The organism is Reyranella sp., from assembly GCF_030651995.1.
Lineage (GTDB): Bacteria > Pseudomonadota > Alphaproteobacteria > Reyranellales > Reyranellaceae > Reyranella.
This window is the reverse complement of the sequence record NZ_JAUSBN010000081.1, coordinates 1-26,890: the sequence shown is the minus strand read 5'-3', so window position 1 is coordinate 26,890 and position 26,890 is coordinate 1. Positions and strand designations below refer to the sequence as shown.

At 68.2% G+C, this 26,890-nt stretch carries 23 protein-coding genes and 1 other RNA gene; 23 read left to right on the top strand and 1 reads right to left on the bottom strand.

What is annotated here, in order from left to right; translation table 11 throughout:
• Window positions 1-1,152 (bottom strand): DEAD/DEAH box helicase family protein (locus Q7V45_RS25040; protein ID WP_304857070.1); only part of this gene is annotated, 1,152 nt, incomplete at its 3' end.
• Window positions 1,153-1,269: 117 nt separating this feature from the next.
• Here Q7V45_RS25040 and Q7V45_RS25035 point away from each other — a divergent pair.
• The 23 genes from Q7V45_RS25035 to ligA all read left to right on the top strand — a co-directional run.
• Complete coding sequence (locus Q7V45_RS25035) at window positions 1,270-1,941, top strand: sulfite exporter TauE/SafE family protein (RefSeq protein ID WP_304857069.1); 672 nt, start codon at window positions 1,270-1,272, stop codon at window positions 1,939-1,941.
• 9 nt (window positions 1,942-1,950) lie between these two features.
• Window positions 1,951-2,652, top strand: coding sequence for a molecular chaperone DjiA (locus Q7V45_RS25030; RefSeq protein WP_304857068.1), 702 nt, complete (start codon window positions 1,951-1,953; stop codon window positions 2,650-2,652).
• A gap of 2 nt (window positions 2,653-2,654) precedes the next feature.
• On the top strand, window positions 2,655-3,344 hold the full coding sequence (locus tag Q7V45_RS25025) for an N-acetylmuramoyl-L-alanine amidase (protein WP_304857067.1): 690 nt from the start codon (window positions 2,655-2,657) through the stop codon (window positions 3,342-3,344).
• A gap of 12 nt (window positions 3,345-3,356) precedes the next feature.
• Window positions 3,357-3,744: RNase P RNA component class A (rnpB, locus tag Q7V45_RS25020), an RNA gene on the top strand.
• A 214-nt stretch (window positions 3,745-3,958) separates the two neighbouring features.
• The gene (locus tag Q7V45_RS25015) at window positions 3,959-4,438 is read left to right on the top strand and encodes a division/cell wall cluster transcriptional repressor MraZ (protein WP_304857066.1); all 480 of its coding nucleotides are present in this window, start codon (window positions 3,959-3,961) and stop codon (window positions 4,436-4,438) included.
• Window positions 4,435-5,382 carry a 16S rRNA (cytosine(1402)-N(4))-methyltransferase RsmH gene (rsmH, locus tag Q7V45_RS25010; RefSeq protein WP_370692657.1) on the top strand — a complete coding sequence of 316 codons (948 nt, stop codon included), beginning with the start codon at window positions 4,435-4,437 and terminating at the stop codon, window positions 5,380-5,382. The genes Q7V45_RS25015 and rsmH overlap by 4 nt, the downstream gene beginning before the upstream one ends.
• Window positions 5,379-5,933, top strand: coding sequence for a cell division protein FtsL (ftsL, locus tag Q7V45_RS25005; protein ID WP_304857065.1), 555 nt, complete (start codon window positions 5,379-5,381; stop codon window positions 5,931-5,933). Before rsmH ends, ftsL begins: the two co-directional genes overlap by 4 nt.
• Window positions 5,930-7,795, top strand: a complete 1,866-nt coding sequence (locus Q7V45_RS25000; RefSeq protein WP_304857064.1) for a penicillin-binding protein 2 — start codon at window positions 5,930-5,932, stop codon at window positions 7,793-7,795. Before ftsL ends, Q7V45_RS25000 begins: the two co-directional genes overlap by 4 nt.
• A complete protein-coding gene (locus Q7V45_RS24995; RefSeq protein ID WP_304857063.1) occupies window positions 7,779-9,269 on the top strand; it encodes a UDP-N-acetylmuramoyl-L-alanyl-D-glutamate--2,6-diaminopimelate ligase in 1,491 nt (496 codons plus the stop codon). Before Q7V45_RS25000 ends, Q7V45_RS24995 begins: the two co-directional genes overlap by 17 nt.
• A complete protein-coding gene (gene murF / locus Q7V45_RS24990; protein ID WP_304857062.1) occupies window positions 9,266-10,672 on the top strand; it encodes a UDP-N-acetylmuramoyl-tripeptide--D-alanyl-D-alanine ligase in 1,407 nt (468 codons plus the stop codon). Before Q7V45_RS24995 ends, murF begins: the two co-directional genes overlap by 4 nt.
• A 1-nt stretch (window position 10,673) precedes the next feature.
• The gene (mraY, locus tag Q7V45_RS24985; RefSeq protein ID WP_304857061.1) at window positions 10,674-11,765 is read left to right on the top strand and encodes a phospho-N-acetylmuramoyl-pentapeptide-transferase; all 1,092 of its coding nucleotides are present in this window, start codon (window positions 10,674-10,676) and stop codon (window positions 11,763-11,765) included.
• A gap of 4 nt (window positions 11,766-11,769) precedes the next feature.
• Window positions 11,770-13,158 (top strand): UDP-N-acetylmuramoyl-L-alanine--D-glutamate ligase, encoded by a 1,389-nt coding sequence (gene murD / locus Q7V45_RS24980; protein WP_304857060.1) that lies wholly within the window; start codon window positions 11,770-11,772, stop codon window positions 13,156-13,158.
• A complete protein-coding gene (locus Q7V45_RS24975) occupies window positions 13,155-14,282 on the top strand; it encodes an FtsW/RodA/SpoVE family cell cycle protein (protein WP_304857059.1) in 1,128 nt (375 codons plus the stop codon). The genes murD and Q7V45_RS24975 overlap by 4 nt, the downstream gene beginning before the upstream one ends.
• The gene (gene murG / locus Q7V45_RS24970; RefSeq protein ID WP_304857058.1) at window positions 14,279-15,406 is read left to right on the top strand and encodes an undecaprenyldiphospho-muramoylpentapeptide beta-N-acetylglucosaminyltransferase; all 1,128 of its coding nucleotides are present in this window, start codon (window positions 14,279-14,281) and stop codon (window positions 15,404-15,406) included. The genes Q7V45_RS24975 and murG overlap by 4 nt, the downstream gene beginning before the upstream one ends.
• On the top strand, window positions 15,403-16,878 hold the full coding sequence (gene murC, locus Q7V45_RS24965) for a UDP-N-acetylmuramate--L-alanine ligase (RefSeq protein ID WP_304857057.1): 1,476 nt from the start codon (window positions 15,403-15,405) through the stop codon (window positions 16,876-16,878). Before murG ends, murC begins: the two co-directional genes overlap by 4 nt.
• On the top strand, window positions 16,878-17,807 hold the full coding sequence (gene murB, locus Q7V45_RS24960) for a UDP-N-acetylmuramate dehydrogenase (protein WP_304857071.1): 930 nt from the start codon (window positions 16,878-16,880) through the stop codon (window positions 17,805-17,807). The genes murC and murB overlap by 1 nt, the downstream gene beginning before the upstream one ends.
• On the top strand, window positions 17,804-18,733 hold the full coding sequence (locus Q7V45_RS24955; protein ID WP_304857056.1) for a D-alanine--D-alanine ligase: 930 nt from the start codon (window positions 17,804-17,806) through the stop codon (window positions 18,731-18,733). The genes murB and Q7V45_RS24955 overlap by 4 nt, the downstream gene beginning before the upstream one ends.
• Entirely contained in the window at window positions 18,730-19,611 is an 882-nt protein-coding gene (locus Q7V45_RS24950) for a cell division protein FtsQ/DivIB (protein WP_304857055.1), read from the top strand. Before Q7V45_RS24955 ends, Q7V45_RS24950 begins: the two co-directional genes overlap by 4 nt.
• Before the next feature lie 43 nt (window positions 19,612-19,654).
• Entirely contained in the window at window positions 19,655-20,890 is a 1,236-nt protein-coding gene (gene ftsA / locus Q7V45_RS24945) for a cell division protein FtsA (RefSeq protein ID WP_304857054.1), read from the top strand.
• A gap of 149 nt (window positions 20,891-21,039) precedes the next feature.
• Window positions 21,040-22,782, top strand: coding sequence for a cell division protein FtsZ (ftsZ, locus tag Q7V45_RS24940; RefSeq protein ID WP_304857053.1), 1,743 nt, complete (start codon window positions 21,040-21,042; stop codon window positions 22,780-22,782).
• A gap of 108 nt (window positions 22,783-22,890) precedes the next feature.
• Entirely contained in the window at window positions 22,891-23,706 is an 816-nt protein-coding gene (locus Q7V45_RS24935; RefSeq protein WP_304857052.1) for an outer membrane protein assembly factor BamD, read from the top strand.
• A 9-nt stretch (window positions 23,707-23,715) separates the two neighbouring features.
• Entirely contained in the window at window positions 23,716-25,389 is a 1,674-nt protein-coding gene (gene recN / locus Q7V45_RS24930; RefSeq protein ID WP_304857051.1) for a DNA repair protein RecN, read from the top strand.
• Window positions 25,390-25,399: 10 nt separating this feature from the next.
• Window positions 25,400-26,890: NAD-dependent DNA ligase LigA (ligA, locus tag Q7V45_RS24925; protein ID WP_304857050.1), on the top strand; the 1,491-nt coding region annotated here is incomplete at its 3' end.

The window sequence follows — 26,890 nt, the reverse complement described above, 5'->3', positions numbered from 1 at the left end:
GCGGTTGAAGTCGCCGCGGAACATGCCGCCGATCTGCGGCACCGTGACGTGGCTCTCGTCGCAGATCAGCAGCGAATTCTTGGGGAAATACTCGAACAGCGTGGGCGGCGGCTCGCCCGGCTTGCGGCCGGTGAGATAGCGCGAATAGTTCTCGATGCCGGCGCAGGCGCCGGTGGTTTCCAGCATCTCGATGTCGAACAGCGTGCGCTGCTCCAGCCGCTGCGCCTCGAGCAGCCTGCCGGCGCGGTTGAACTCCTCCAGCCGCTGCTTCAGGTCGGCCTTTATCTGGTCGATCGCCTTCTGCATCGTCGGCTTGGGCGTCACGTAGTGGCTGTTGGCATAGACGATGATGTCGTTCAGCGAGATCGTCTTGTCGCCGGTCAGCGGGTCGAACTCGGTGATCGAATCGATCTCGTCGCCGAACATCTCGAACCGCCAGGCCTTGTCCTCGTAGTGGGCCGGGAACAGGTCGACCGTGTCGCCGCGCACCCGGAAGGCGCCGCGCTGGAAGGCGTTGTCGTTGCGCTTGTACTGCTGCTCGACGAAGCGGCGGAGCAGGGTGGAGCGGTCGATCTTCTGGCCCTTGTGCAGGCGGAAGGTCATCGCCTGATAGTTCTCCAGCGGACCGATGCCGTAGATGCAGGAGACCGAGGCCACGATGATGACGTCGTCGCGCTCCATCAGCGCGCGCGTCGCGGAGTGGCGCATCCGGTCGATCTGTTCGTTGATCGACGAATCCTTCTCGATGAAGGTGTCGGTGCGGGGGACGTAGGCTTCGGGCTGGTAGTAATCGTAATACGAGACGAAATACTCGACGGCATTCTCCGGGAAGAAGCCCTTCATCTCGCTGTAGAGCTGCGCCGCCAGGGTCTTGTTGGGCGCCATCACCAGCGCGGGCCGTCCCTGGCTCGCGATGACGTTTGCCATGGTGAAGGTCTTGCCCGAGCCCGTGACGCCCAGCAGGACCTGGTCGCGCTCGCCGCCCTCGACACCGGCGATGAGCTGCTTGATCGCCTCGGGCTGGTCGCCGGCCGGCGTATAGTCCGACACGAGCTTGAACGGTTTCGGCGTTATGCCTTCGAGCTCCGGCCGCCGCTGGATGTACGGCATCAGAAGGGGGGCAGCCGGAACCGCAAGATTCTTTGAGGCCATGACCTCCATTATATGATGCGCGCCCGGCGCTCCGGCAATGCTAGCGTCCCGCCCGCGATGCCCGATCTGTTGAGTGCCCCGTTCCTTATTTCCGCCGTCGTTGCCTGCATTGCAGGCATGGTGCGTGGCTTCGCCGGTTTCGGCGCCGCGATGCTGATGACGCCGATCTTTTCGGCCCTTTACGGGCCCGCGGTTGGGATTGCCCTCTGCCTCCTGCTGGAAATCGCGGTCGCCCTGCCGCTCGTCCCGGCCGTGGTGCGGCTGGTCGACTGGCGGCGCATCGGCCTGCTGCTGGTGGCGGCGGCTCTCGCCGTTCCGCTCGGCACCCATACATTGACCGGGGTCGAGCCCGAGCCGATGCGCTGGGCGATCTCGGCCATCATCCTGGGCGCCGTCACGCTGTTGGCCAGCGGCTGGCGCTTCCCCGGGCGGCCGAATGTGGCGACGACCTTCGCCGCCGGTGCGACCAGCGGCTTCCTGAACGGGCTCTCGGGCATGGCCGGCCCGCCGATCGCCTTCTACTACCTCGCGGGCAGCGAGCCGGCGGTGCGCGTACGGGCCAATCTCACGACCTACTTCGTCTTCGTCGACCTGATCGCGCTCGCATCGTTCGCCTCGCGCGACCTGATCGGCTGGAGCACCGGCGTTCAGGGCCTGTTCCTGGCACCGGCCGTCATGCTGGGCGGTGTGGTGGGCGAGCGATTGTTCCCGATGGCCAGCGAGAAATTCTATCGCCGCCTTGCGCTCGGCCTGCTGGTCTGCGTCGCCATCGGCTCGCTGCTGGTATAAGGACACGGCATGAGGATCTGGGACAAAATCGTGGAGGGCATGAACAGCCTCGGCATCGCCGAGCTTCTGGGCCCGTCCTCGCCGCCGGCCGACGATGGCGGGCATCCCGGCCTGCGGCAGATCGGCTTCACCATCGGAGTCATCGCGCTGGGCGCCAAGATGGCGCGCGCCGACGGCGAGGTCTCTGAGGTCGAGAGAGCTGCGTTCCGCGAGTTCTTCGAGGTGCCGCCCGGCGAGGAGGCGAACATCGAGCGCTTCTTCGATCTGGCCAAGCGCGATGTCGGCGGGTTCGAGACCTACGCCCGCCAGGTGGCGGCGCTGTTTCCCGACGCGCCCGAGATCCTCGAGAACGTGATCGAGGGCCTGTTCAGCATTGCGCAGGCGGACGGCAGGATCGACGCGGCGGAAGCCGATTATCTCGCCAAGGTCGCGAACATCTTCGGCCTGCCCAGCTCGCGGTTCGAACGGGCAAGAGCGGCGGCCCTGGGCGCGGTGGAGTGTGAACCCTGCGTCGTGCTGGGCATCGATCCGCTGGCGACCGACGAGCAGATCCGCGAGGCCTGGCTGCGGCAGGTCCGAGCCAACCATCCCGACCGGCTGATGGCGCAAGGCCTGCCGGAGGAGGCGATCGCGGTGGCGAACCGCAAGCTCGCGCTGATCAACGACGCCTATGACCGGCTGCGCAGGCAGCGCGGTCTCGTCCCGGCCTGAGCGTGAAATTCGTCGATCTGCCGTCACCCAACCACGCGCCGAGGCCGGCGGACGGGAGTGTCGACATTCTGGTGCTGCACTACACGGAGCTTCCGTTGCAGGAGTCGCTCGACATCCTGCGCGACCCGACTCGCGAGCACCGTGTCAGCTCCCATTACGTGCTGGACCTCGACGGCACGGCCTATCGCCTCGTGCCCGAGGATCGCACCGCCTGGCATGCCGGCAAATCGTGGTGGCGCGGCCGCGAGGCGCTGAACGGCACCTCGATCGGCATCGAGATCGTGAATCTGCACGGTGATCGCCATGACTATCCAGCTCGCCAGGTCGAGGCGCTGATCGAGCTGTGCCGCGGGATCCTTGCGCGCCATCCGGCGATCGAGCCGCGCAACGTCGTCGGCCATTCCGACATCGCGCCCCAGCGCAAGATCGATCCGGGTCGTCGCTTTCCCTGGAAGGTGCTGGCGGAGCAGGGGATAGGGCTGTGGCCCAGGGCCGGTACGCGGCCGCTCGACGGCGACTTCCACAAGGCGCTTCAGAGATTCGGCTATGCGCCGCCGCTCGCCGTGCCGCCGAAGGAAATCGTCAAGGCCTTCCAGCGCCACTATCGGCCGTCCCAGGTCGACGGCATGATCGACCCGGAAACGAAGGCGCTGCTCGCGGGCCTGCTTGACCCGCTGGGGCGGGCGGCCTAGTCAGGCGCCGGGTCAGACGGCTGGATGGCTGCACTCGGGCGGGCGACCGCACGGGTGAGGAAAGTCCGGGCTCCACGGAGACACGGTGCCGGATAACGTCCGGCGGGGGCGACCCCAGGGAAAGTGCCACAGAAAACAGACCGCCTGCCTGGCTCGCCAGGACGGCAAGGGTGAAACGGTGGGGTAAGAGCCCACCGCGCGACCGGCAACGGAAGCGGCACGGCAAACCCCACCGGGAGCAAGACCAAATAGGGGCGACACGCCGGGCAACCGGCAGCGGTGTTTCCGCGTCGTCGCTCGGGTCGGTCGCGCGAGGCGTTCGGTAACGGACGTCCCAGAGGAATGGCCATCCATCGCTTTCGGGCGAGGACAGAACCCGGCTTACAGGCCGTCTGACCCTTCTGATTCCGCAAGACGAGTCGCGTCTACAACCCCTTGTGCTTGCATGTAGCGGGCGCGCAATAGATGTTGTGTCTAAGTGGTTCAGATTCCTTGTGGAATCTCCTCTTTGATAATTGCATCCCGCTCTTTCCCATGCTATCCCATTGTATCCCGTGTAACAGACGACGCAGGAGCGTGGGGCACCTGCAACGGGTCTAGAGGGGAGATGGGCCGTGGCATTCCGGTCCGAGATCCTGATCAAGCTGGACAAGAAAGGCCGGGTTCTGTTGCCCGCGGCTTTTCGCGACGAACTGCCTGCGGAAGATCGCGGCGCGTTCGTCCTCTATCATTCCCCCACCATCCCGGGCCTCGTGAACGGCAACTCCCGCGCGGGCTTCGATGCCATGCTGGACCGCCTGCGCGCCGAAGCGCTGGGTCCCAAGGGGGCGCTGAAGGTTGCGCTCGACGACGACGCCTTCGATCCGGCGGGCTATCTCTCGGCCGGGGCCCGCACGATCTCGCTGGAGCCCGACGGCCGGTTCACCATGCCCGCCGAGTTCGTTCAGACGCTCGATGCCGGCGACGGCGTGCTGCTGGTCGGCAAGGTCGACAAGTTCCAGCTCTGGAATCCCGGACGCTGGCAGGCCCGCCGCGAGGCCGAACGCGAGAAGATGGCGGCGTTCGTGCGCAATCTGGGCGGAGGCGACGCATGAGCGGCGCCCGTCATGTTCCGGTGATGGCGCGCGAAGTCGTCGACGCGCTGCAGCCGCGCGACGGCGGCCGCTATCTCGACGGCACTTTCGGCGCCGGCGGCTATACCGCCGCGATGCTGGATCGCGCCGATTGCCAGGTCATCGCCATCGATCGCGACCCCGATGCCATCGCTGCCGGCCGGGTGCTGGCCGAGCGCTATGCGCCGCGCCTGCGTCTGATCGAGGGCCGCTTCGGCGACATGGCCGAGCTTCTGTCGGCGGAGGGCGTCGAGGATGTCCACGGCGTGGCGCTCGATCTCGGCGTCTCGTCGATGCAGTTCGATCAACCTGGTCGCGGCTTCTCCTTCCGCGCCTCCGGCCCGCTCGACATGCGGATGGAGAAGAGTGGGCAGTCGGCTGCGGACCTCGTGAACGAAGCCGACGAGACCGAGCTCGCCGACATCATCTGGCGCTACGGCGAGGAGCGTCGCAGCCGCCGCGTGGCGCGCAGCATCGTCGAGACGCGCCGCACCAGGCGCATCGAAACCACCGGCGAGCTGGCCGAGATCGTGCGGCGCGCGGTCGGCCCGCAGGGACGGGACGAGAGCGATCCTGCGACGCGCACCTTCCAGGCGCTGCGCATTGCCGTGAACGACGAGCTGGGCGAACTCAAGCGCGGCCTTGCTGCCGCCGAGCAAGTGCTGGCGCCGGGTGGCCGTCTCGCGGTCGTGTCGTTCCATTCGCTGGAAGACCGCGCCGTGAAGGAATTCGTGCGCGCCCGTGCCGGTCGCACACCGGGCCCGTCGCGCCATGCGCCGCCGGGCGCCGGTGCGCGGACCGCCACCCTGCGCGATCTCTCTCGCAAACCGGTACTGCCGTCCGATGAGGAAGTCGCCGCCAATCCGCGGGCCCGCTCCGCCCGACTGCGCGTCGCCGAGAAGCTCGGCGCGGAAGGCGCCGCATGATCCATCGCGGGCTCCTGTTCTGGTCGGTCGTCGCCGTCGCCACGGCCGTGGGCCTGTTCACCGTCAAGTACAAGGTGCAGGACCTCGAGGAGAGCATCGACCGCACCAACCAGAAGATCATCGAGAGCCAGCAGGCCACGCACATCCTGCGGGTCGAATGGGCTCACCTCAACGAATCCGAGCGCATCGAAGCGCTCGCGCAGAAGCATCTCAAGCTCGAGTCGGCGTCCATCAAGCAGGTCGTCCGGCTCGATCAGCTCAAACCCGAATCTGTCCCCCCGCGGCGCGATCCACCACCTCCTTCCCCCCCACGAACGGGCAACGACGTCCCCTCGTCGACTTTGCCCGGTGGTGGTGGCCGCGTCGCAGCGGAGGCCGGCAGCCCCTCGCCGGCCTCCGCACCCCTTTCCAAGCGTACCTCCGGACCCACGACGCCCCCTCGACCGGCCTCGATCCAAGAGCCGGCAACAGCGGGTCCGGTTGGCGACGGCCAGAGCGCCGCAGTCTCCATCGACGACATCCTCTCGCGAAATGAAGGGGGTTCCCGGTGAAGCTGTGGCGAAAGTCTGCCTCGCCCGAACCGGCCGCCGCGGTAAACGCGGCGGCCGGCGCGCGTTACACCTCGCCCAAGGACCGCCTGAAGGGTGACGTCCAGGAGACGGCCCGCCAGCGCCTGGTGATCGCCTCGGTGATCTTCGGCATCGCCTTCACGGCCGTCGGCCTGCGCATGGGCTACGTGTCGCTGCTGCGCGACGGCGCCGAGCCGACGCAGCGCGTCGCCGCCCGCGGCGGCTCGATCCAGTCGGAGCGCGCCGACATAGTGGACCGCAACGGCGCCGTGATGGCGACGTCGGTTCCGGTCATGTCGGCCTTCGTCAATCCGCACCTGCTGATCGATCCGCAGGACGCCGCGCGCAAGATCGTGACGGCGCTGCCCGACCTCAAGTACGACGATGTTCGCGAGAAGCTGGAAGGCGACAGGACCTTCGTCTGGATCAAGCGCGGCCTGAGCCCGCGCGAACATGACCGGGTCAACCGCCTCGGCATTCCAGGTCTCGACTTCCAGGCCGAGGAACGGCGCATCTATCCGCAGGGAACGGCGGCGGCACACATCATGGGTTATGCCAGCGTCGACAATACCGGCCTGGCGGGTGTGGAGCGCTACTTCGACCAGCAGCTCCAGAGCGGCGAAACCCTTCAGCTCTCGATCGACCTTCGCCTGCAGCGCATCGTCGAGCGCGAACTCGCGCGCGCGGTCCAGAAATTCTCGGCCATCGGCGCCACGGCGATCGTCATGGACGTGACCAACGGCGAGGTCCTCGCCATGGCTTCGCTGCCGACCTACAATCCCAACAGCACCCGGACGCTTACCAACGAGGCGCTGTTCAACCGCGCGACCCTGGGCGTCTACGAACAGGGTTCGACCTTCAAGATCTTCAACACGGCGATGGCGCTCGATAGCGGGAAGGTCGGGCTCAACAGCGTGTTCGACGCCACGTCGCCGATCCGCATCGACCGCTTCACGATCAACGACGACCACGCCCAGCGCCGGCCGCTGAACGTGGCCGAGACGTTCAAGTACTCGTCGAACATCGCTTCGGCCAAAATGGCGGTCGAGGTCATGGGTCCTGAAGGCCAGCGCGCCTTCTTCGACAAGATCGGCTTCCTGAAGCCCGTCTCGACCCAGCTTCCGGAAGTCGCGGGGCCGCTGTGGCCGCGCCAGTGGATGAAGATCAGCACCATGACCATCGCCTTCGGTCACGGCATCTCGGTGACGCCGTTGCACCTCGCGATGGGTTCGGCGGCGATGATCAACGGCGGCATCCTCTACCAGCCCTCGCTGGTGAAGCGCCATGCCGGCAGCGACAAGGGCCGGCGGGTCATCCAGCAGAAGACGTCTGTCAACATGCGGCAGCTCCTGCGCCTCAACGCCGTCGAGGGCACGGGCAGGAACGCCAACGTCCCGGGCTACGAGGTCGGCGGCAAGACCGGCACCGCGGAGAAGCCGGGTCGCGGCGGTTATCGCCAGAAGGCGCTGATCAGCTCCTTCGTCGGCGCCTTCCCGATGAACGATCCGAAATTCGTCGTCATCGTCTCGCTCGACGAGCCGAAGGGACTGCCCGAGACCGGCGGCTACGCGACGGCCGGCTGGGTGGCGGCCCCGTCGGTCAAGGTCATCATCGAGCAGATGGTGTCGCTCTACGGCATCCTGCCGGGCGACCTGAAGGACGGGCTGCCCCCTATCGAGATCGCCTCGACGCCGGTACCGCCTCCCGTTGCGCCCTCGCAGATCGTGCCGGCCAGCGTGCGCCGTTCCCCCGGTGACCATCGCAGGGCTCTGCCGGTCCGCCCGGCGCCCGGTCAGACGGCGGCCGCCCCCGGTCCGGGAGTGCGTCGTGTTGCGTCTGAGTGAGCTCATGCGCCGGAGCGCCGACGCAAACGCGACCTCTTCCGCGCTTCCGCGCGATCCCGTTCTCGCCGGCCTGACGCTCGACTCGCGCAAGGTCCGGCCCGGTTATCTGTTCGCTGCCCTTCCGGGGACCCAGCGGGACGGTGCTGCGTTCGTGGACGATGCCGTGAGGCGCGGCGCGGTCGCGATCCTGGCTGCGCCCGATGCGGTGCTGCCGTCGCTCGATCCCGGCATCGTCATCGTGCGCGACGCCACTCCGCGGCGTCGCGTGGCGCTGATGGCCTCGGCCTTCGCCGGTCTGCAACCGGCCACGATCGCCGCCGTCACCGGCACCAACGGCAAGTCCTCGACCGTGCATTTCGTGCGTCAGATCTGGGAGAGGATGGGGCTGAAGGCGGCAAGCGTCGGCACGCTGGGTATCGTCTCGCCCGGCCTCGTGCGCGACGGCGGCCTGACGACGCCGGATCCGGTCCAGCTTCACGAGGACCTTGCGGCGCTGGCGCGCCAAGGCGTCTCGCACCTCGCAATCGAGGCCTCGAGCCACGGCATCGACCAGCACCGGCTCGACGGGCTGCACCTGGCGGCGGCAGCCTTCACCAACCTGACGCACGAGCATCTCGACTATCACCATTCGATGGACGCCTACTTCGCGGCCAAGGCGCGCCTGTTCGAGGTCCTGCTGCCGCCGGGTGGCACGGCGGTCGTCAATGCGGACAGCGACCGGGCCGAGGCGCTCGGTGCGATTTGCCGGCCGCGCGGCATCCGCTTCTGGACCTATGGCGCGCAGGGCCGCGAGATCCGGCTGCTGAGCGACGTTCCGACGCCGGCCGGGCAGCACCTTGCGCTGGAAATCATGGGTGTGCGTCACGAGGTCGACCTGCCGCTGGTCGGCGGCTTCCAGGCCTCGAACGCGCTGGCGGCCCTCGGCCTCGTGGTGGCCACGGGCGGCGAACCGGCGCGTGCCGTGGAGGCTCTTGCCCACCTGACGGGCGCGCCCGGCCGCCTGCAGCTCGTCGCCCGCCATCGCTCGGGCGCCGCCGTCTATGTCGACTATGCCCACAAGCCCGAGGCGCTGGAGACGGTGCTGCGCACCTTGCGGCCCTTCGCCCGCGGCAAGCTTGTCGTGGTCTTCGGCTGCGGCGGCGATCGCGACCGTGCCAAGCGCCCGGTGATGGGCGAGATCGCGACGCGCATCGCCGACCTCGCGATCGTGACCGACGACAATCCGCGCAGCGAGGAGCCGACGGCAATTCGCGCCGAGATCGTGCGCGGCATCGCCGGCGACCGTCGAAACTGGATCGAGGTCGCAGACGGCCGGCACTCCGCCATCGCCGCCGGGATGGAGGCGCTGTCGAGCGCCGACGACCTGCTGCTGATCGCCGGCAAGGGGCACGAGACGGGACAGACGATCAAGGGCGTTACCCATCATTTCGACGATGCCGAGGAGGCGCGCACGCTGACCGGAGGCGGGACGTGAGCGCGCTTTGGACATCCGACGAAGTGCAGTCCGCCCTTTCGGCGGCGTCGATCACCGCGCCGTTCGAGGCCGAAGGCGTGACCTTCGACAGCCGCGCCGTCGGTAGGGGCGATCTCTTCTTCGCGCTGGGCGGCGAGACGACCGACGGTCACGGCTTCGTCGCCGACGCCCTGTCGCGCGGCGCTGCCGCGGCCGTCGTCTCGCGTCACGTGGAGGGTGCGCAGGGCACGCTGGTCCGCGTTCCGGACACGATGACGGCGCTGGTCGAACTCGGTCGCGCCGCCCGCCACCGCAGTACGGCGCGCATCGCCAGCGTCACCGGTTCGGTCGGCAAGACCAGCACCAAAGATGCGCTGCGCGCGATGCTGTCGGCGGAGGCGCCGACCTCCGCCAGCGTCGCGAGCTACAACAATCACGTCGGCGTGCCGGTCAGCCTCGCGCGCCTGCCGCGCTGGGCACGCTACGGCGTGTTCGAGATCGGCATGAATCATCCTGGCGAGATCGAACCGCTGGCCCGCCAGGTGGAGGCGCATGTCGGTATCGTCACCAATGTCGGCCCGGTGCATATCGGTCACATGGGCAGCGAGGAAGCGGTCGCCGACGAGAAGGGCTGCCTGTTCGCCGGCATGGTGGAAGGCGCAGTGGCCGTGCTCAATCGCGACAGTCGCCACTATGAGCGCCTGGCCGGAAAAGCCCGTCATTTCGGCGTTTCCCGCATCGTCGGCTTCGGACGCAGCGAGGCGGCGGAGGCCCGTCTCGTCTCCTGCGACCTGCAGGATTCGGGCAGTGATGTTGCAGCCTTGATCCACGGTCGCCGAATCGAGTATCGGCTGGGCGCGGCCGGCGAACATTGGGTGCTGAACAGCATCGGCGCGCTGGCCGTCATCGAGGCGCTGGGCGCGGATGTGGTGAAGGCGGCAGCGATCCTGGCCGGGGTGAAGGCCTCGCCCGGTCGCGGTGCGCGTCGCATGCTGAGTTTCGACGGCGGCACGATCGAGCTGCTCGACGAGAGCTACAACGCCAATCCGGTTTCGGTGCGGGCGATGCTGGCCGTCCTGGCGCGGACCGAGCCACAGGCGGGCGGGCGGCGGATCTTGGCGCTGGGCGACATGCGCGAGCTGGGTGAGGACGCGGATGCCTATCATGCGGGTCTCCTCGATGCCGTGGCCGCGAGCGGTGCGGCACGGGTCTTCCTGTGCGGCCCGCACATGCAGGCTCTGTGGCATCGGCTCGCGCCGGCGCAGCGCGGTGTTCACCGGCCGGATTCAGCGGCGCTGGCGGGCGATGTCGCCGCCGCGCTCAGGGCAGGGGATGTGGTCGCGGTGAAGGGTTCGCTGGGCTCGAAAATGAAGATCGTCGTGGACGCCATCCTGGCGGCCAGCGACGGCAAGGCGGGACGCTAGGATGTTCTACAATTTTCTCTATCCGCTGGCGGACCTGTTCACGCCGTTCAACCTGTTCCGCTACCTGACGTTCCGTTCGATCGCCGCCTTCCTCACGGCACTGGTACTGAGCTTCCTGATCGGCGGTGCGCTGATCCGATGGCTGCGCAGCAAGCAGAAGCAGGGACAGCCGATCCGCGACGACGGTCCGGCCAGCCACCTGATGACCAAGAAGGGCACGCCGACGATGGGCGGCCTGCTGATTCTCATCACCCTGTCGGTCGCGACCCTGCTGTGGGCCGACCTCACCAACCGCTATGTCTGGATCGTGCTCGGCGTCACGCTGGCCTTCGGCGCGGTCGGCCTGTGGGACGACTTCCTCAAGGTCACCAAGCGCAACCCGAAGGGCGTGCCGGGCAAGATCAAGCTCGCGCTCACCGTTGTGGCCTCCGGTATCGCGGTCTACCTCGTCGCCCAGGCCTCGCCGGCGCCGCTGCGCTACCAGCTCGCCGTCCCGTTCCTCAAGGACGTGCTGATCCCCCTGGGGGCCGTGGGCTTCATCGCGTTCGGCATCCTGGTGATCGCCGGCACCTCGAACGCCGTCAACCTGACCGACGGGCTCGACGGCCTCGCCATCGGCCCCGTCATCATGGCGTCGGCGGTGTTCGGCCTGATCGCCTACGTCGTTGGCAACACCATCCTGACCAATTACCTCTATCTCCACCACGTGCCACGCTCGGGCGAACTGGCCGTCCTCCTGGCGGCGCTGGTCGGCGCCGGCCTCGGTTTCCTGTGGTTCAATGCACCGCCCGCCATGGTGTTCATGGGCGACACCGGTTCGCTGGCCATCGGCGGCGCGCTGGGTGCGGTCGCGGTCGTCACCAAGCATGAGATCGTCCTGTCGATCGTCGGCGGCCTGTTCGTGCTCGAAACCGTCTCGGTGATCGTGCAGGTCCTGTCCTACAAATGGACCGGCAAGCGGGTCTTCCGCATGGCGCCGCTGCACCATCACTTCGAGCAGAAAGGCTGGGCCGAGCCCACCATCGTCTTCCGCTTCTGGATCATCGCCGCCATCCTGGCGATGGCCGGCCTCGCCACCCTGAAGCTGCGGTGAACGGATGATCGATCTCGCGATCCTCAAGGGTTCGTCGTTCGTCGTGCTAGGGCTCGCGCGCTCCGGCCTGGCGACCGTGCGTGCCCTGAGGGCAGCCGGGATCGACTGCACCGCCTGGGACGACAATGCGGCGTCGCGCGACGCGGCGGCGCAACTCGGCGCCCGGATCGCCGATCCGGCGACCATCGACTGGTCGAGCATCACCGCCCTCGTGATCAGCCCGGGTATTCCCAGCACCTTGCCGGTGCCGCATCCTGTGGCGATCGCCGCGCGCGCCGCCGGCAAGCCGATCATCTGCGACGTCGAGCTGCTGGCACGGGCGCAGCCCCAGGCGCGGTTCGTCGCCATCACCGGCACCAACGGCAAGTCGACGACGACGGCGCTGATCGGCCACATCCTCCAGCAGGCCGGCGCCCGCTGCGAAGTCGGCGGCAATATCGGGCGCGGCGCGCTCGACCTCGATCCGCTCGGCGATGGCGGCCTCTACGTGCTGGAGCTTTCCTCCTACCAACTCGAGCTGCTGCAGACCTTCCATGCCGACATCGCCGTATGGCTCAACATCACGCCCGACCATATCGACCGGCATGGCGATCTCGCGGGCTACGTGGCGGCCAAGAAGAACATCTTCGCCCGCCAGCGCGCCGGCGACTGCGTCGTGATCGGCACCGAAGACGAGCCCTCGCGCGACGTCGAGCGCGAGATGGCGGCGCGTTCCGGCATCGCCTGCGTGCCGGTGGCGCTCGACCGCCCCGTGGCCAACGGCATTTCCTACCGCGCCGGCATGCTGGTCGATGCCGACGGCTACACGGTCGACTTCTCCGACGTGCTCACCCTGCCGGGCGACCACAATGCCCAGAACGCGGCCTGCGCCTGGGCGGTCTGCCGCTGGCTCGACGTGCCGCGCGAGACCATCGTCGCCGGCCTGCGGACCTATCCCGGCCTGCCGCACCGCCAGGAGCGCGTCGCTGCCGTCGGCAAGGTCGTCTACGTCAACGACAGCAAGGCGACCAACGCCGATGCCGCGGCGCGCGCGCTGTCGAGCTACGACGACATCTACTGGATCCTCGGCGGCCAGGCGAAGGAGGGCGGCGTGGCGCCGCTCGCCTCGTACTTCGACCGTATCCGCCATGCCTTCCTGATCGGCGACGCCACCGAGCTGTTCGCCGGCCAGCTCGAGGGCAAGCTGCCCTACAGCCGCTGCAGCGACCTGCAATCGGCGCTGAACGCCGCGCACGCGCTGGCGCAACGCGAGGCCGCGGGGCCCGCGGTGGTCCTCCTGTCGCCGGCCTGTGCCTCGTGGGACCAGTGGAAGAGCTACGAACACCGCGGCGATGCCTTCCGCGCCATGGCGCGGGCGCTGCCGGGAGCCGAGAGTTTGGGGAGGGCGGCGTGATCCAGGTTCCGCGCGACGATCGCAGTGTGATCGGACAATGGTGGTGGACCGTCGATCGCTGGTCGCTGGGCGCGATCCTGGCGATCATGGCCTTCGGTGTCATGCTGACCCTCGCGGCATCGCCACCGGCCGCGGAGCGCATCGGCGCCGACTCCTTCCTGTTTGCCAAACGCCAATTCCTGTTCCTGCCCCTGGCGCTCCTCGTCATGCTGTCGATCTCGCTCGCCTCGCCGCGGCACGTGCGGCGCCTGGCGCTGGTCGTCTTCTGCGGCAGCATCGTACTGCTGGCGGCGACCTTCGTGATCGGTATCGAGATCAAGGGGGCGCGACGCTGGATTTCACTGCCGGGCCTGTCGAGCCTGCAGCCGTCGGAATTCGTGAAGCCGAGCCTTGCGGTGATCTCGGCCTGGCTGCTGGCGCAGAGCCGTACCGAGCGGCGCGCGCCGGGCTATCTCCTTTCCACGGTGCTGGTCGGCGGTGTGCTGGCGCTGCTGGTGATGCAGCCAGACCTCGGGATGAGCGTCGTCGTGGCCGCCGTGTGGGGTGTACAGCTCTTCGTCGTCGGCCTGCCGATGTGGGTTGCGGGTTTCGCCGCGATCGCCGGTGGCGCCGGCCTGGTCGGCGCCTACTTCCTGTTCAGTCACGTGCGCAGCCGCTTCGACCGCTTCCTCGATCCGACGTCGGGCGACAACTACCAGGTCAATACTTCGCTCGAGGCCTTCATGAACGGCTCGCTGTTCGGCCGCGGTCCGGGCGAGGGGACCGTGAAGGCGCAGCTTCCCGACGCCCACACCGACTTCGTCATGGCCGTGGCCGGCGAGGAGTTCGGCCTCGTCGTCTGCCTGATGATCCTCTGCCTGTTCGCCTTTGTGACGCTCCGCTCGATGTCGCGCGCCTCGAAGGAGACCAGCCTGTTCATCACCCTCGCGGCCACCGGTCTGGCCGTCCAGTTCGGCCTGCAGGCGGCCATCAACATGGCCTCGACCATCCAGCTGATCCCCGCCAAGGGCATGACCCTGCCGTTCATTTCCTATGGCGGTTCCTCGGCGCTGGCGATGGCGATCTGCGTCGGCATGATGCTGTCGCTGACGCGCGAACATGCCGGCCTGAGGGAGGCCGTATGACGGAGGCCGTGCGTCCCGTGGTCCTGGCGACCGGCGGCACCGGTGGACATGTGTTCCCGGCCGAGGCGCTTGCCGGCGAGTTGGAGGCGCGGGGCGTGCCGTTCACCCTTGTCACGGATTCGCGCGGCCGGCAGTGGCAGGGAGCGCTGTCGCGGCGGCCCATCCACTACATCCATTCCGCGAGCCCGACGGGTTCACCTGTGAAGAAGGCGCTGGCCCTCTTTTCGCTGGCCCTCGGCCTGTTTGACGCCTGGCGGGCGCTGGGGCGGATCGGTCCGTCGGTCGTCGTGGGCTTTGGCGGCTATGCCTCGGTACCGACCATGGTCGCGGCCCGTCTGCGGCGGCTGCCGGCAATGCTGCATGAGCAGAACGCCGTGCTCGGTCGCGCCAACCGCCTCGTGCTGGGCGGCGTCGGGCGCGTGGCCACCTCGTTTGACCGCACCCGCTATCTCGACGGCGATGCGCGAGCGCAACTCGTCGGCAATCCCGTGCGCGAGCCCGTGCGGGCGCTGCGCGATTCGCCCTACCGTCCGCCGGGCGAGGGCAGGGTGATCGATCTCCTGGTGTTCGGCGGCAGCCAGGGTGCGGCCTCGTTCGGCGAAGTCGTGCCGCAGGCCGTCCTCTCCCTGCCGCAGGCGCTGCGGTCGCGGCTGCGTATCGTGCAGCAGTGCCGGCCGGAGAGCATCGACCGGGTGCGCACGAGCTACGTCAAGGCCGGCGTCGTCGCCGAGATCGCGCCGTTTTTCGTCGATCTGCCTCAGCGCATGGCCGCCGCGCATCTCGTGATCGGCCGCTCCGGCGCCTCGACGGTGGCCGAACTGGCGGCGATCGGCCGGCCGTCCATCCTGGTGCCCTATCCCTACGCGGCCGACGATCACCAGACCGCCAATGCGCGCGCCTTCGAGGCGACGGGCGCCTGCATCGTGCTGCCACATGCATCCTTCACCGCCGCCACCCTGGCCGGGCACCTCGTGTCCCTGACCGGCGAGCCGGAACGTCTTGCCGCGATGGCGGGGGCGGCCCACGCCGCCGGCCGCCCCGACGCTGCAGCCCGGCTGGCGGATGTCGTCGGGGAGTTTGCTTCCCTTCCTCTTTCGCCTTCAGTCACGGGAGTCGCCGCATGAGGGCGTTGCCACTCGATCTCGGTCTTATCCACTTCGTCGGCATCGGCGGCATCGGCATGTCCGGCATCGCCGAGGTCCTTCACAATCTCGGCTACAAGGTGCAGGGCAGTGACGTCGCCGAGGGCGCCAACACGCGCCGCATCGCCGACCTGGGCATGAAGGTGATGATCGGCCACCGAGCCGAGAATGTCGGCAACGCCCAAGTCATGGTCGTGTCGAGCGCGGTCAAGAAGGACAATCCCGAGGTGCTGGCCGCGCGCACGCGTCATGTGCCAGTCGTGCGGCGCGCCGAGATGCTGGGCGAGCTGATGCGACTGAAGTGGTCCATCGCGGTCGGCGGCACGCACGGCAAAACGACGACCACGTCGCTGGTCGCCGCCATGCTCGATGCCGGCGGCCTCGATCCGACGGTGATCAACGGCGGCATCATCAACGCCTACGGCACCAATGCGCGCCTGGGCGAGGGCGACTGGATGGTCGTCGAATCCGACGAATCAGACGGCTCGTTCCTGCGCCTGCCGGCCACCATCGCAGTGGTCACCAACGTCGATCCCGAGCATCTCGACCATTACGGCACCTTCGACGCGTTGCGCGACGCCTTCGTGCGCTTCGTCGAGAACATCCCCTTCTATGGCTTCGCGGTGCTCTGCTCCGACCATCCCGAGGTCCAGGCGCTGATCCCGAGGGTCGCTGACCGCCGCATCATCACCTACGGAATCGGCGCCAATGCCGACGTGCGGGCCATCAACCTGAAGCTCGATCGCGGCGGCGCCGATTTCGACGTCATGGTCGAGAATCGTGCCACCAACGAATCGCGCATCATCGCCGGCATGCGCCTGCCGATGTTCGGTCAGCACAACGTTCAGAACGCGCTGGCGGCCATCGCCGTGGCCCAGGAGATGGGCCTGCCGGACGACACGATCCGCCGCGCGCTCGGCTCCTTCGCCGGCGTCAAGCGGCGCTTCACCAAAACCGGCGAGGCCCACGGCATCACGGTGATCGACGATTACGGTCACCATCCGGTGGAGATCGCGGCCGTGCTGCGCGCTGCCCGCCAGGCCTATGGCGGCTCGGGCCGGGTCATCGCCGTCATGCAGCCGCACCGCTACTCGCGTCTCGGCGCGTTGCGCGCCGAGTTCGCCACCTGCTTCTCGGACGCCGATGCCGTGATCATCGCCGACGTGTATGCCGCGGGCGAGGCGCCGATCGAGGGCGTCAATCGCGACATGCTGGTGGGCCTGGTGCAGCGCGCTGGCCATCGCGACGTGGCGCCGCTCGGTGGACCGGGCGAGCTTCCGGAAATGATCTGGCAGATTGCGCGTCCGGGCGATGTCGTGGTCTGCCTGGGCGCCGGCAATATCACCGCCTGGGCGCATGCGCTGCCCGGCCAGATCCAGCAACTCGCGGCCGAGAAGGCCGGTCCGCGGGCCATCGCCAACGATTCGGGCTCCCACGGCGGATCGGCGGCATGATGGCACTCGCGACCTCGACGCCCCACCTGATCGACCGGCTGCGCCGGCCGCGCGGACGGCTGACCGCCGACGCGGCCCTCGGGCCGCAGACCTGGTTCCGCGCGGGGGGGGCGGCCGAGGTCCTGTTCCGGCCGGCCGACGTCGAGGACCTCGCGACCTTCATGGCCGGCCTACCGTCGGATGTGCCCGTCACGGTGCTTGGAGTAGGCTCCAACATCCTGGTGCGCGACGGCGGCGTGAAGGGCGTGGTGATCCGCCTGCTGCGCGGCTTCACCGGCATATCGGTCGAGGGCCACGAGATCGTGGCCGGCGCGGGCGCGCTCGACCTCAACGTCGCCCTGACCGCGCGCGATCATGGGCTCGCGGGTCTCGAATTCCTCAGCGGCATTCCCGGCACCATCGGGGGCGCGCTGCGCATGAACGCGGGCGCCTATGAAGGCGACCTGGCGCAGGTGTTCGTTTCCGCCGAAGCGGTCGATCGTACGGGCAAGGTCCATGCGGTTGCCGCGGACGCGATGGGCTTCAGCTATCGCCACAGCGAAGCGCCGGCGGACTGGATCTTCACGGCGGCGCGCCTGCGTGCGACGCCGGGCGACCAGTTGGCCATCGCACGTCGCATCGCCGAGATCGATGCCGCCCGCACCGATTCCCAGCCGCGCAGCCGCACCGGCGGCTCGACCTTCGTCAATCCGCCGGGCCGGAAGGCGTGGCAGCTGATCGACCAGGCCGGCTGCCGCGGCCTGCGCATCGGCGCGGCGCAGGTTTCCGAGAAGCACTGCAACTTCCTGATCAATCTCGGCGAGGCGACGGCTGGCGACATCGAGGGATTGGGAGAGGAAGTGCGCCGCCGGGTGCAGGAGAAAACCGGCGTGCAGCTCGAATGGGAAATCCGGCGCATCGGAGAAGCGGCGGGGAGAGCGGGGCAATGACGCGCGTAGCAGTCCTGATGGGCGGCTGGTCGCCCGAGCGCGAAGTGTCGCTGGTGAGCGGCAAGGCCTGTGCCGAGGGCCTGCGCGAAGGCGGGCACGAGGTCGTCGAGTATGACGTGACGCGCGACCTGCGCGCCCTGGTCGACTTCCTGCGCCCCGCCGCGGGCGGCGGTCCGGACGTGGTGTTCAACGCCCTGCACGGCCGCTATGGCGAGGATGGCTGCATCCAGGGTGTCCTCGAGATCATGCGCGTGCCCTATACGCACTCCGGTGTGCTCGCTTCCGCGATCGCCATGGACAAGCCGATGGCGCGTCACGTCTTCACGTCACTCGGTCTTCGGGTGGCGCAAGGAGCGGTGATCGAGCGCCGCTCCCTTGCCTGGGGCGATCCCATGTCCCGACCCTACGTGGTGAAGCCGGTCGACCAGGGGTCGAGCGTCGGCGTCCACATCGTCCGCGAGGGCGATAATCTGGCGGCGGTCGAGGCTGCCGAAGCCCCCTACGGCGAGCGCGTGCTGGTGGAGAAATTCGTGCCGGGCCGCGAACTCACTGTGGCGGTGATGGATGATCATGCCGTCGCCGTCACCGAGCTGAGGCCCCGCACGCGCTTCTACGACTACGAGGCCAAGTACACGGACGGCATCACCGAACATCTCGTGCCGGCGCCGATTCCCGAGGACGTCTACGAACTCGCCAAGCAATGGGCGTTGCTGGCCCACGAAGCCCTGGGCTGCAACGGCCTCAGCCGAGCAGACTTCCGTTGGGACGACAGCCAGCCCGGCACTTCGGGGCTGGTGATCCTGGAACTCAACACCCAACCCGGCATGACGCCGCTGTCGCTGGCGCCTGAGCAGGCACGATGGGCGGGCATTTCCTGGCCGCAGCTCATGACCTGGATGGTCGAACATGCGAGGCACCCCTCGTGAGCGTCGCCAAGAAGTCGGCCACGCCGAAGGCCGGCGCCGCACCGCGCCGCGACTACGACCGGCGCAAGAAACGCGGGCCCGTCCGCAAGACCGGACGTCCGTTCTGGAAGCAGCCGGTGCTGCTCGGCGCCATCGTCCTGCTGCTGGGCTTCGGCGGCGGGGGCGGCTGGTGGGCCTGGCGCGAGGGTTGGCTGGTCGAGGCCGAGAAGCAGTTCGACTCGGTCTCGCGCGCGGTCGTCGGGGCCATCACGCCCTTCAAGCTGGCGGACGTCACGGTCGAGGGTCGCGACTATGTCGAGCGCAGCGATCTGCTTGCGGCGCTGGCCGTCAGCCGCGGCGACTCGCTCCTCGGCATCGACCTTCAGGCGTCGCGCAAGCGGCTCGAGGCGATCGACTGGGTGGAATGGGCGACCGTGGAGCGCCGTCTGCCCGACACGCTCTATGTCACGCTGAAGGAACGCCGTGCCGTCGCCATCTGGCAGAACGGCACCGAGTACACGCTCATCGATGCAAACGGACGCACGGTGCGGGCGAGCCGCATGCCGCCGGGCGCCGAGACACTGTTGCTGCTGGGTGGTCCCGGCGCGCCGGATCACGTCGGTGACCTGCTGCTCCTGCTCACCTACGAGCCGACGGTGGCGCGGCAACTGCGCGCCGCCGTCTGGGTCGGGCAGCGCCGCTGGAACCTGATCCTGAACAACGGCGTGGAGATCTGGCTGCCGGAGGAGGATGCCGTCGCGGCCCTGCAGCATCTCGCAAAGCTCGACGGGCAGCACAAGCTGCTGTCGCGCGAGTTCGGCGTCGTCGATCTCAGGCTGCCCGACAAACTTTATCTCAGAAAGCGCAATCCGGGCGACGCGACGCCCGGGCCAGCGTAGAATCGAATCAATTCGCGAGAGTACGCGTAAGACGGGGGACATCGTGGCGAAGACGAGAAATGGCGTCGTTGCGGCGCTCGACATCGGAACGAACAAGGTCGTGTGTTTCGTGGCGCGCGTCGATGGCCAGGGCCTCCGCGTCGTCGGCATCGGACACCAGCCTGCGCTCGGCATGCGTTCCGGCAACATCGTCGACATGGAGGCCGCCACCCGCGCCATCTCCTCGGCGGTGTCGACCGCGGAGGAGATGTGCGGCGAGCAGGTCCGCGACGTGATCGTCGGCGTGAGCGGCGGCTCGGCCGCCTCGCACAATCAGAGCCTCGAAGTGGCGATCGGGCATCACGAGATCGGCGAGCGCGACGTCCGCCGTGTCCAGCAGCATATCCAGCTCCCGGCCGAGACCGCGGACCGCGACATCATCCATTCCGCCGCCATCGGCTACACGGTCGACGGCACGCCGGTCCGCGATGCGCGTGGCATGTTCGGCGAGCGGCTGGGCGTCGATGTTCATTTGGTGACCGCCGCGAGCGGTGCGATGCGCAACCTGCAGGTCTGCGTGCGCCGGGCCCATCTCGAGATCGCCGACCGCGTGGTCGCCGCGCATGCCGCGGGCCTCAGTTCGCTGGTCTCGGACGAGCGCGACCTCGGGGTCACCCTGATCGACATGGGCGCCGGCACGACGTCGATCGCGGTCTTCTACGAAGGCCATCTCGTCCACGTCGATTCGATCCCGGTGGGCGGCGAGCATGTCACGCGTGACATCGCGCGCGGCCTGTCGACGCCGGTCGCCCATGCAGAGCGGATGAAGACGCAGATCGGCCGCGCCGTCGCCAAGCCGAACGACGAATACGACATCATCGATGTGCCGCTGATCGGCGAGGAGGACCGCACGCGGCCCAATCATATTCCGCGTTCGATCCTGGTCGGTATCATTCGTCCGCGAATCGAAGAGACTTTCGAACTCGTGCGGAGTCGACTTGAGGCGAGCGGTGTGGATAAGTTGGCCGGTGGACGTGCCGTTCTGGTGGGCGGTGGCTGCCAGCTCGACGGCGTGCCCGAGGTCGCTGCCGCGATTCTCAACAAGAAGGTCCGTACCGGAGCGCCCCTCAGGCTCGCGGGTCTTGCTGATTCGACGGGCGGGCCGGCATTTTCCGCCGCGGCCGGACTCCTCAGCTTCGCGCTCCACAATCACGCGGTCGTGCAGAACCAGCCAGCGTCGAACGAAGCTCCGGCGAGTCGTATTGGCCGGATTGGCAGTTGGATTAGGGATAACTTTTAGGCAATATGTTGTGCGGGATAAGGCAAATCCCACAGGCTATAGACAAAAAGACAAGAAGAAACCGGTGTCGGTGAAGGGTCTCTAGCGTAACAGGAGGCTCACGCTGTCGCTCCGGGCAGATAACCCCTCGTTTGCGTGGAGAAAACCGAATGACCATCAACCTCAGTCTCCCTCAGACGGAGTCCGAGATTAAGCCGCGCATTACCGTCGTCGGTGTCGGTGGCGCGGGCGGAAACGCCGTCAACAACATGATCAGCGCCGCGCTGGAAGGCGTGGAGTTCATCGTTGCGAACACCGACTCGCAGGCGTTGAGCCAGTCGCTTGCCGACCGGCGCGTACAGCTCGGTATCACCATCACCCAGGGACTGGGCGCCGGCGCGCGGCCCGAGGTCGGCCGCCAGGCCGCCGAAGAAGCGCTGCCCGAGATCCTGCAGCTCCTCGACGGCGCCAACATGGTGTTCGTCACCGCCGGCATGGGCGGCGGCACCGGCACCGGTGCAGCGCCGGTCATTGCCGCCGCGGCCCGGGAGCAGGGCATCCTCACCATCGGCGTCGTGACCAAGCCGTTCCACTTCGAAGGCCGCCGCCGCATGCAGTCGGCCGAGCAGGGCATCACGGAACTGGAGAAGGTCGTCGACACGCTGATCGTCATCCCCAACCAGAACCTGTTCAAGATCGCCAACGAGAAGACGACGTTCGCCGACGCCTTCAAGATGGCCGACGACGTGCTGCACATGGGCGTGCGCGGCGTCACCGATCTCATGGTCATGCCGGGTCTCATCAACCTCGACTTCGCCGACATCCGCACCGTCATGGGCGAGATGGGCAAGGCGATGATGGGCACGGGCGAAGCCGAAGGTCCGGATCGCAGCCGCGTCGCGGCCGAGTCGGCGATCTCCAACCCGTTGCTGGAAGATCACTCGATGAAGGGCGCCAAGGGCGTGCTCATCAACATCACCGGCGGCCTCGACATGACGCTGCATGAAGTCGACGAAGCGGCCAACCGCATCCGCGAGGAAGTGGATGGCGATGCCAACATCATCTTCGGCTCGACCTTCGATGCCACGATGGACGGCCGCATGCGCGTGTCGGTGGTCGCCACCGGCATCGCCGCCATGGCCGCGCAGCAGCCCGCGCCGAACTACCTGTCGCTCGACATGAACCGGCCCATGCAGACCGGTCAGCCGGCCCTGAGCCGCCCCGTCGCGCCGCCGGTGGGCCGCGTTGCCATGCCCGCCGCAGCCGTCGCGGCGCCCGCTCCGGCGATGCCGGCCGCTTCTGTGGCGCCGCCGGCCCCGCAGGTCGTCGCGCCCGCGCCGGTCGCAGCCGCCGCACCGGCGGCACCGATCAGTGCCTCGATGCCAACGCCTGCGCCCAGCTACGAAGCGCCGGTCGAAGAGCCCGTCATGATGGCGCCTCCGGTGGAGGCTGCGCCGGTCGCTCCGGCGCCTGCGCCGATCCCGGCTCCCGTCGCGGCGGCACCTGCTCCGGCGCCCGCGCCGGCCGCGCCGCAACGTCCCCTGGTCGACGAGAACGACTGGCGCATCAGCCGTCCCTCCACGGCCAAGGGGCCCGTGCGGGCCGAACCGGTCACGCGCCCCACGGTCGCCCGTCCGGCGACCGACAACCGTGCGCCGAACCTGTTCCAGCGCATTACCGGTGCCTTCTCGGCACCGAAGCCCGCGACGACGACGGCGGCTCCGGCCGAACCGCCGGTCGCGCGTCCTGCGCCGGCTCCGGAAAATGTCGTTGCTGTGGCCCCCAAGGCGCCGGTTTCGCGTCCTGCCCCGGTCCAGACCTCGATCAGCCTCGAGGTCACGGAGCGTGCGAAACCCGCCCGCGACGACGACGACCTGCAAATTCCGGCATTCCTGCGGCGGCAAGCCAACTGACGCAGGAATTTCTGCTCTCCACGCATTTTCCGAGGGGCCGCGCGGCCCCTCTTTTTTTCGGTGGCACGTGATATAACGCGCCGGCACGAAGTTCATTGCGGATGGGACATGTCGAAGTTGGTTGTGGGTAAGGGCCGTCGCATCGCGGTGGGGCTGGCGCTGTCATTGGCGTTCGGGCTCTCCGCGTGTGGCTCGGACGACGACAAGTACGTCGAGCAGCCCGTCGAGCAGCTGTACAATCGCGGGCTCGATGCCTTGGGCCAGCAGGAATACAAGACGGCCGCCAAGAGCTTCGAGGAAGTCGATCGCCAGCATCCCTATTCCGTCTGGGCGACCAAGGCCCAGATCATGGCGGCCTTCGCCTACTACCAGTCCAACAAGTATGACGAAGCGATCATCGCGCTGGATCGCTTCATCCAGCTCCATCCCGGCCATCGCGATCTGCCTTATGCCTATTATCTGAAGGCGCTCTGCTACTACGAGCAGATCTCCGACGTCGGCCGCGACCAGCGCACCACCCAGCAGGCGCTCGACGCGCTGGCCGAGGTCGTGAAGCGCTTCCCCGAGTCGCCCTATGCCCGCGACTCGCGCCTCAAGGTCGAGCTCTGCATCGACCATCTGGCCGGCAAGGAGATGGCGGTCGGACGCTACTACCAGACCAATCAGCAGTATGTCGGCGCCATCAACCGCTACCGCGTGGTGATCGAACGCTATCAGACGACGACGCACGTGCCGGAGGCGCTGCATCGGCTGGTCGAGAGCTATCTCTCGCTCGGCGTGAAGAGCGAGGCCAAGGAAGCGGCAGCCGTGCTCGGTTACAATTTCCCCGGCAGCGAGTGGTATCAGGACAGCTACTTCCTGATGACCGGCGAGGGCACACGGCCGCCCGACGAGAAGCGCGGCTGGTTCTCCAGCATCTTCTGACCGTCCGGCATGCTCGCCACGCTTTCGATCCGCGATTTCGTGCTGATCGAGAAGCTCGACCTCGATTTCGCCCATGGCGGCGGCCTGGGCGCCCTGACCGGCGAGACCGGCGCCGGCAAGTCGATCCTGATCGACGCGTTGGGCCTCGCGCTCGGCGCGCGTGCCGAATCGGGGGCGGTGCGGCGCGGTGCTGCCCAGGCCTCGATCGCCGCTTCGTTCGATCTGCCGCGCGACCATCCGGCGCGCTCCCTCCTCGCCGACCAAGGATTCGATGGGGATGATGTCCTGACCCTGCGCCGCATGATCGGTGCCGATGGGCGCGGACGTGCCTTCGTCAACGACCAGCCCGCCTCGGTCGCGCTGCTGCGCCGGCTGGGCGACACGCTGGTCGAGATCCAGGGCCAGATGGAGCAGCACGGCCTGCTCGACACGGCGACACATCGCGGTTCGCTCGACGCTTTTGCCGGTCTCGAGAAGCAGGCGTCCGCCGTTGCGTCCGCCTGGACGACCTGGCGCACCGCCGAGCAGGCTTACGCCGACGCGCAGGCGACGGCCGAGGCGGCGCGGCGCGACGAGGAATTCCTGCGCCATGCAGTGAAGGAACTCGATGCCCTGGCACCGAAGGCCGACGACGAGGAAGCGCTGGCGGGCGAACGTCAGTCGATGCGGGCCGGCAGCGCGCTGGGAGAAGCCGTCAGCCAGGCGCTGGCCGAGCTGGAGCAGGGACGCGGCGCGGTCGCCAGCCTCCGCACGGCGCATCGCCTGATCGAACGCAATGCCGACAAGGCCGATGGCCGGCTCGAGGCGCCGCTGGCGGCGCTCGATCGGGCGCTCAGCGAAGCCACCGAGGCGCAGGCCCAGCTCGAGATGGCGCGCGATGCGCTGGAGTTCGACCCGGCACGACTCGAGAGGATCGAGGAGCGGCTCTTTGCGCTGCGGGCGCTCGCGCGCAAGCACAATGTCGCCGTGGCCGGGCTCGCCGCGCTCAGCGAGAAATTCTCCGCCCAGCTCGCGGCGCTCGACGACGGCGAGGCCGGGCTGAAGAAACTGGCGGCCGCGGCGAAGGCGGCACGCGCGGCCTATGTGGCGGCGGCCGAGGCGCTGGCGGCCGCGCGGCGCAAGGGCGCAGCCAAGCTCGACAAGGCGGTCGCGGGCGAGCTGGCCCCCCTCAAGCTCGAACGGGCGAGGTTCGTCACCGAACTGACCCCCTTGTCGGAAGCCGAGTGGTCGGCCGCCGGCACCGATCGCGTGCAGTTCACCGTGTCGACCAACCCCGGTGCCCCGCCGGCGCCGATTGCCAGGATCGCTTCGGGCGGCGAGCTGTCGCGCTTCCTGCTGGCGCTCAAGGTCAGCCTCGCCAAGGTGGGCGACGCGCCGACGATCGTGTTCGACGAGGTCGATTCCGGCATCGGCGGCGCCACCGCCGCCGCCGTCGGAGAACGGCTGAAGCGGCTGGCGAAGGACGTCCAGGTGCTGGTCGTCACCCATTCACCACAGGTCGCCGCGGTGGCCGACCGCCATTGGCTGATCCGCAAGACCACGACCCGGACGGCTGCCAGCACGGACGTCGTGGCGCTGGACGCCCAGGGCCGCCGCGAGGAGATCGCGCGCATGCTGTCGGGTGCGGAAGTGACGGTCGAGGCGCGCGCCGCGGCCGACCGGCTGCTGGCGACGGCAAACTAGGAGGACGACGATGTCCCGAGCGGCGAAGGTCGTGGCGGCGCTCGCGGTCGACAAGCTGACCGAGCGGCAGGCGCGCAGCGAGCACAAGCGGCTGGCCGAGGAGATCGTCCACCACGACAGGCTCTATCATGAGAAGGACGCGCCGGAGATCTCGGACGCGGACTACGACAGGCTTCGCCAGCGGCTGAAGGCGATCGAGGCAAGGTTCCCCCAGATCGTCGACATGTTCAGCCCGACCCAGAGGGTTGCGCTGACGCCCACCACGGCCTTCGCCAAGGTGAAGCACGCAAAGCCGATGCTGTCGCTCGACAATTGCTTCACGGATGAGGAACTGCAGGAGTTCCTCGACCGCGTCCGCCGCGGTCTGGAGCGGGAAACCAATATCGGACCCGACGACGAGATCGCCTTTAGCTGCGAGGCGAAGATCGACGGGCTGTCGATCAGCCTGCGCTACGAGGATGGCGAGTTCGTGCAGGGCGCGACGCGCGGCGACGGCACGACTGGCGAAGACGTCACGGCCAACCTGCGCACCGTGAAGGACATCCCGCAAACGCTGAAGCCTCACGGCAAGCAAGGGTTCCCGAAGTCGATCGACGTGCGCGGCGAGGTCTACATGGAGCGCAAGGCGTTCCAGGAGATGAACCGCAGGCAGGAGGAGGCGGGCGAGAAGACCTTCGCCAACCCGCGCAACGCCGCGGCGGGCTCGCTGCGCCAGCTCGACGCCGGCATCACGGCGCAGCGTCCCCTGCGCTTCTTTGCCTATGCCTGGGGCGAGGCGGAGCCGCGCGCCTGGAAGACCCATACCGAATATCTGAAGCTGCTGGGAGATTGGGGATTCAAGACCAATCCCCTGACGGAGCTCTGCCGCACGCCGGACGAAGTGCGCGCCTTCTACGAAAAGATCGGCGTTGAGCGGCCGTCGCTGCCCTACGACATCGACGGCGTGGTCTACAAGGTCGACCGCATCGACTGGCAGGAGCGTCTGGGATTCGTGAGCCGCGCGCCGCGCTGGGCGACGGCGCACAAGTTCCCGGCGGAGCAGGCCCGCACGCGCCTCAACGGCATCAACATCCAGGTCGGCCGCACCGGCGCGCTGACGCCGGTGGCCCGGCTCGAGCCGGTCACGGTCGGCGGCGTCGTGGTCTCGAATGCGACGCTGCACAATGAGGATTACATCAAGGGGATCGGCAACGACGGCAACCCGATCCGCGACGGCGTCGATCTTCGCGTCGGCGATACCGTCATCGTGCAGCGCGCCGGTGACGTGATTCCCCAGGTCGTCGGCGTCGTGATGGAGAAGCGGCCGAAAAATGCGAAGCCGTACTGGTTTCCCGAGACCTGCCCGGTATGCGGCAGTCATGCCGTCCGCGAGGAAGACGAGGCGGTGCGCCGCTGCACCGGCGCGCTGATCTGCCCGGCCCAGGCGGTGGAGCGCCTGAAACATTTCGTGTCGCGGCTGGCGTTCGACATCGACGGGCTCGGCGACAAGCAGATCCAGGAA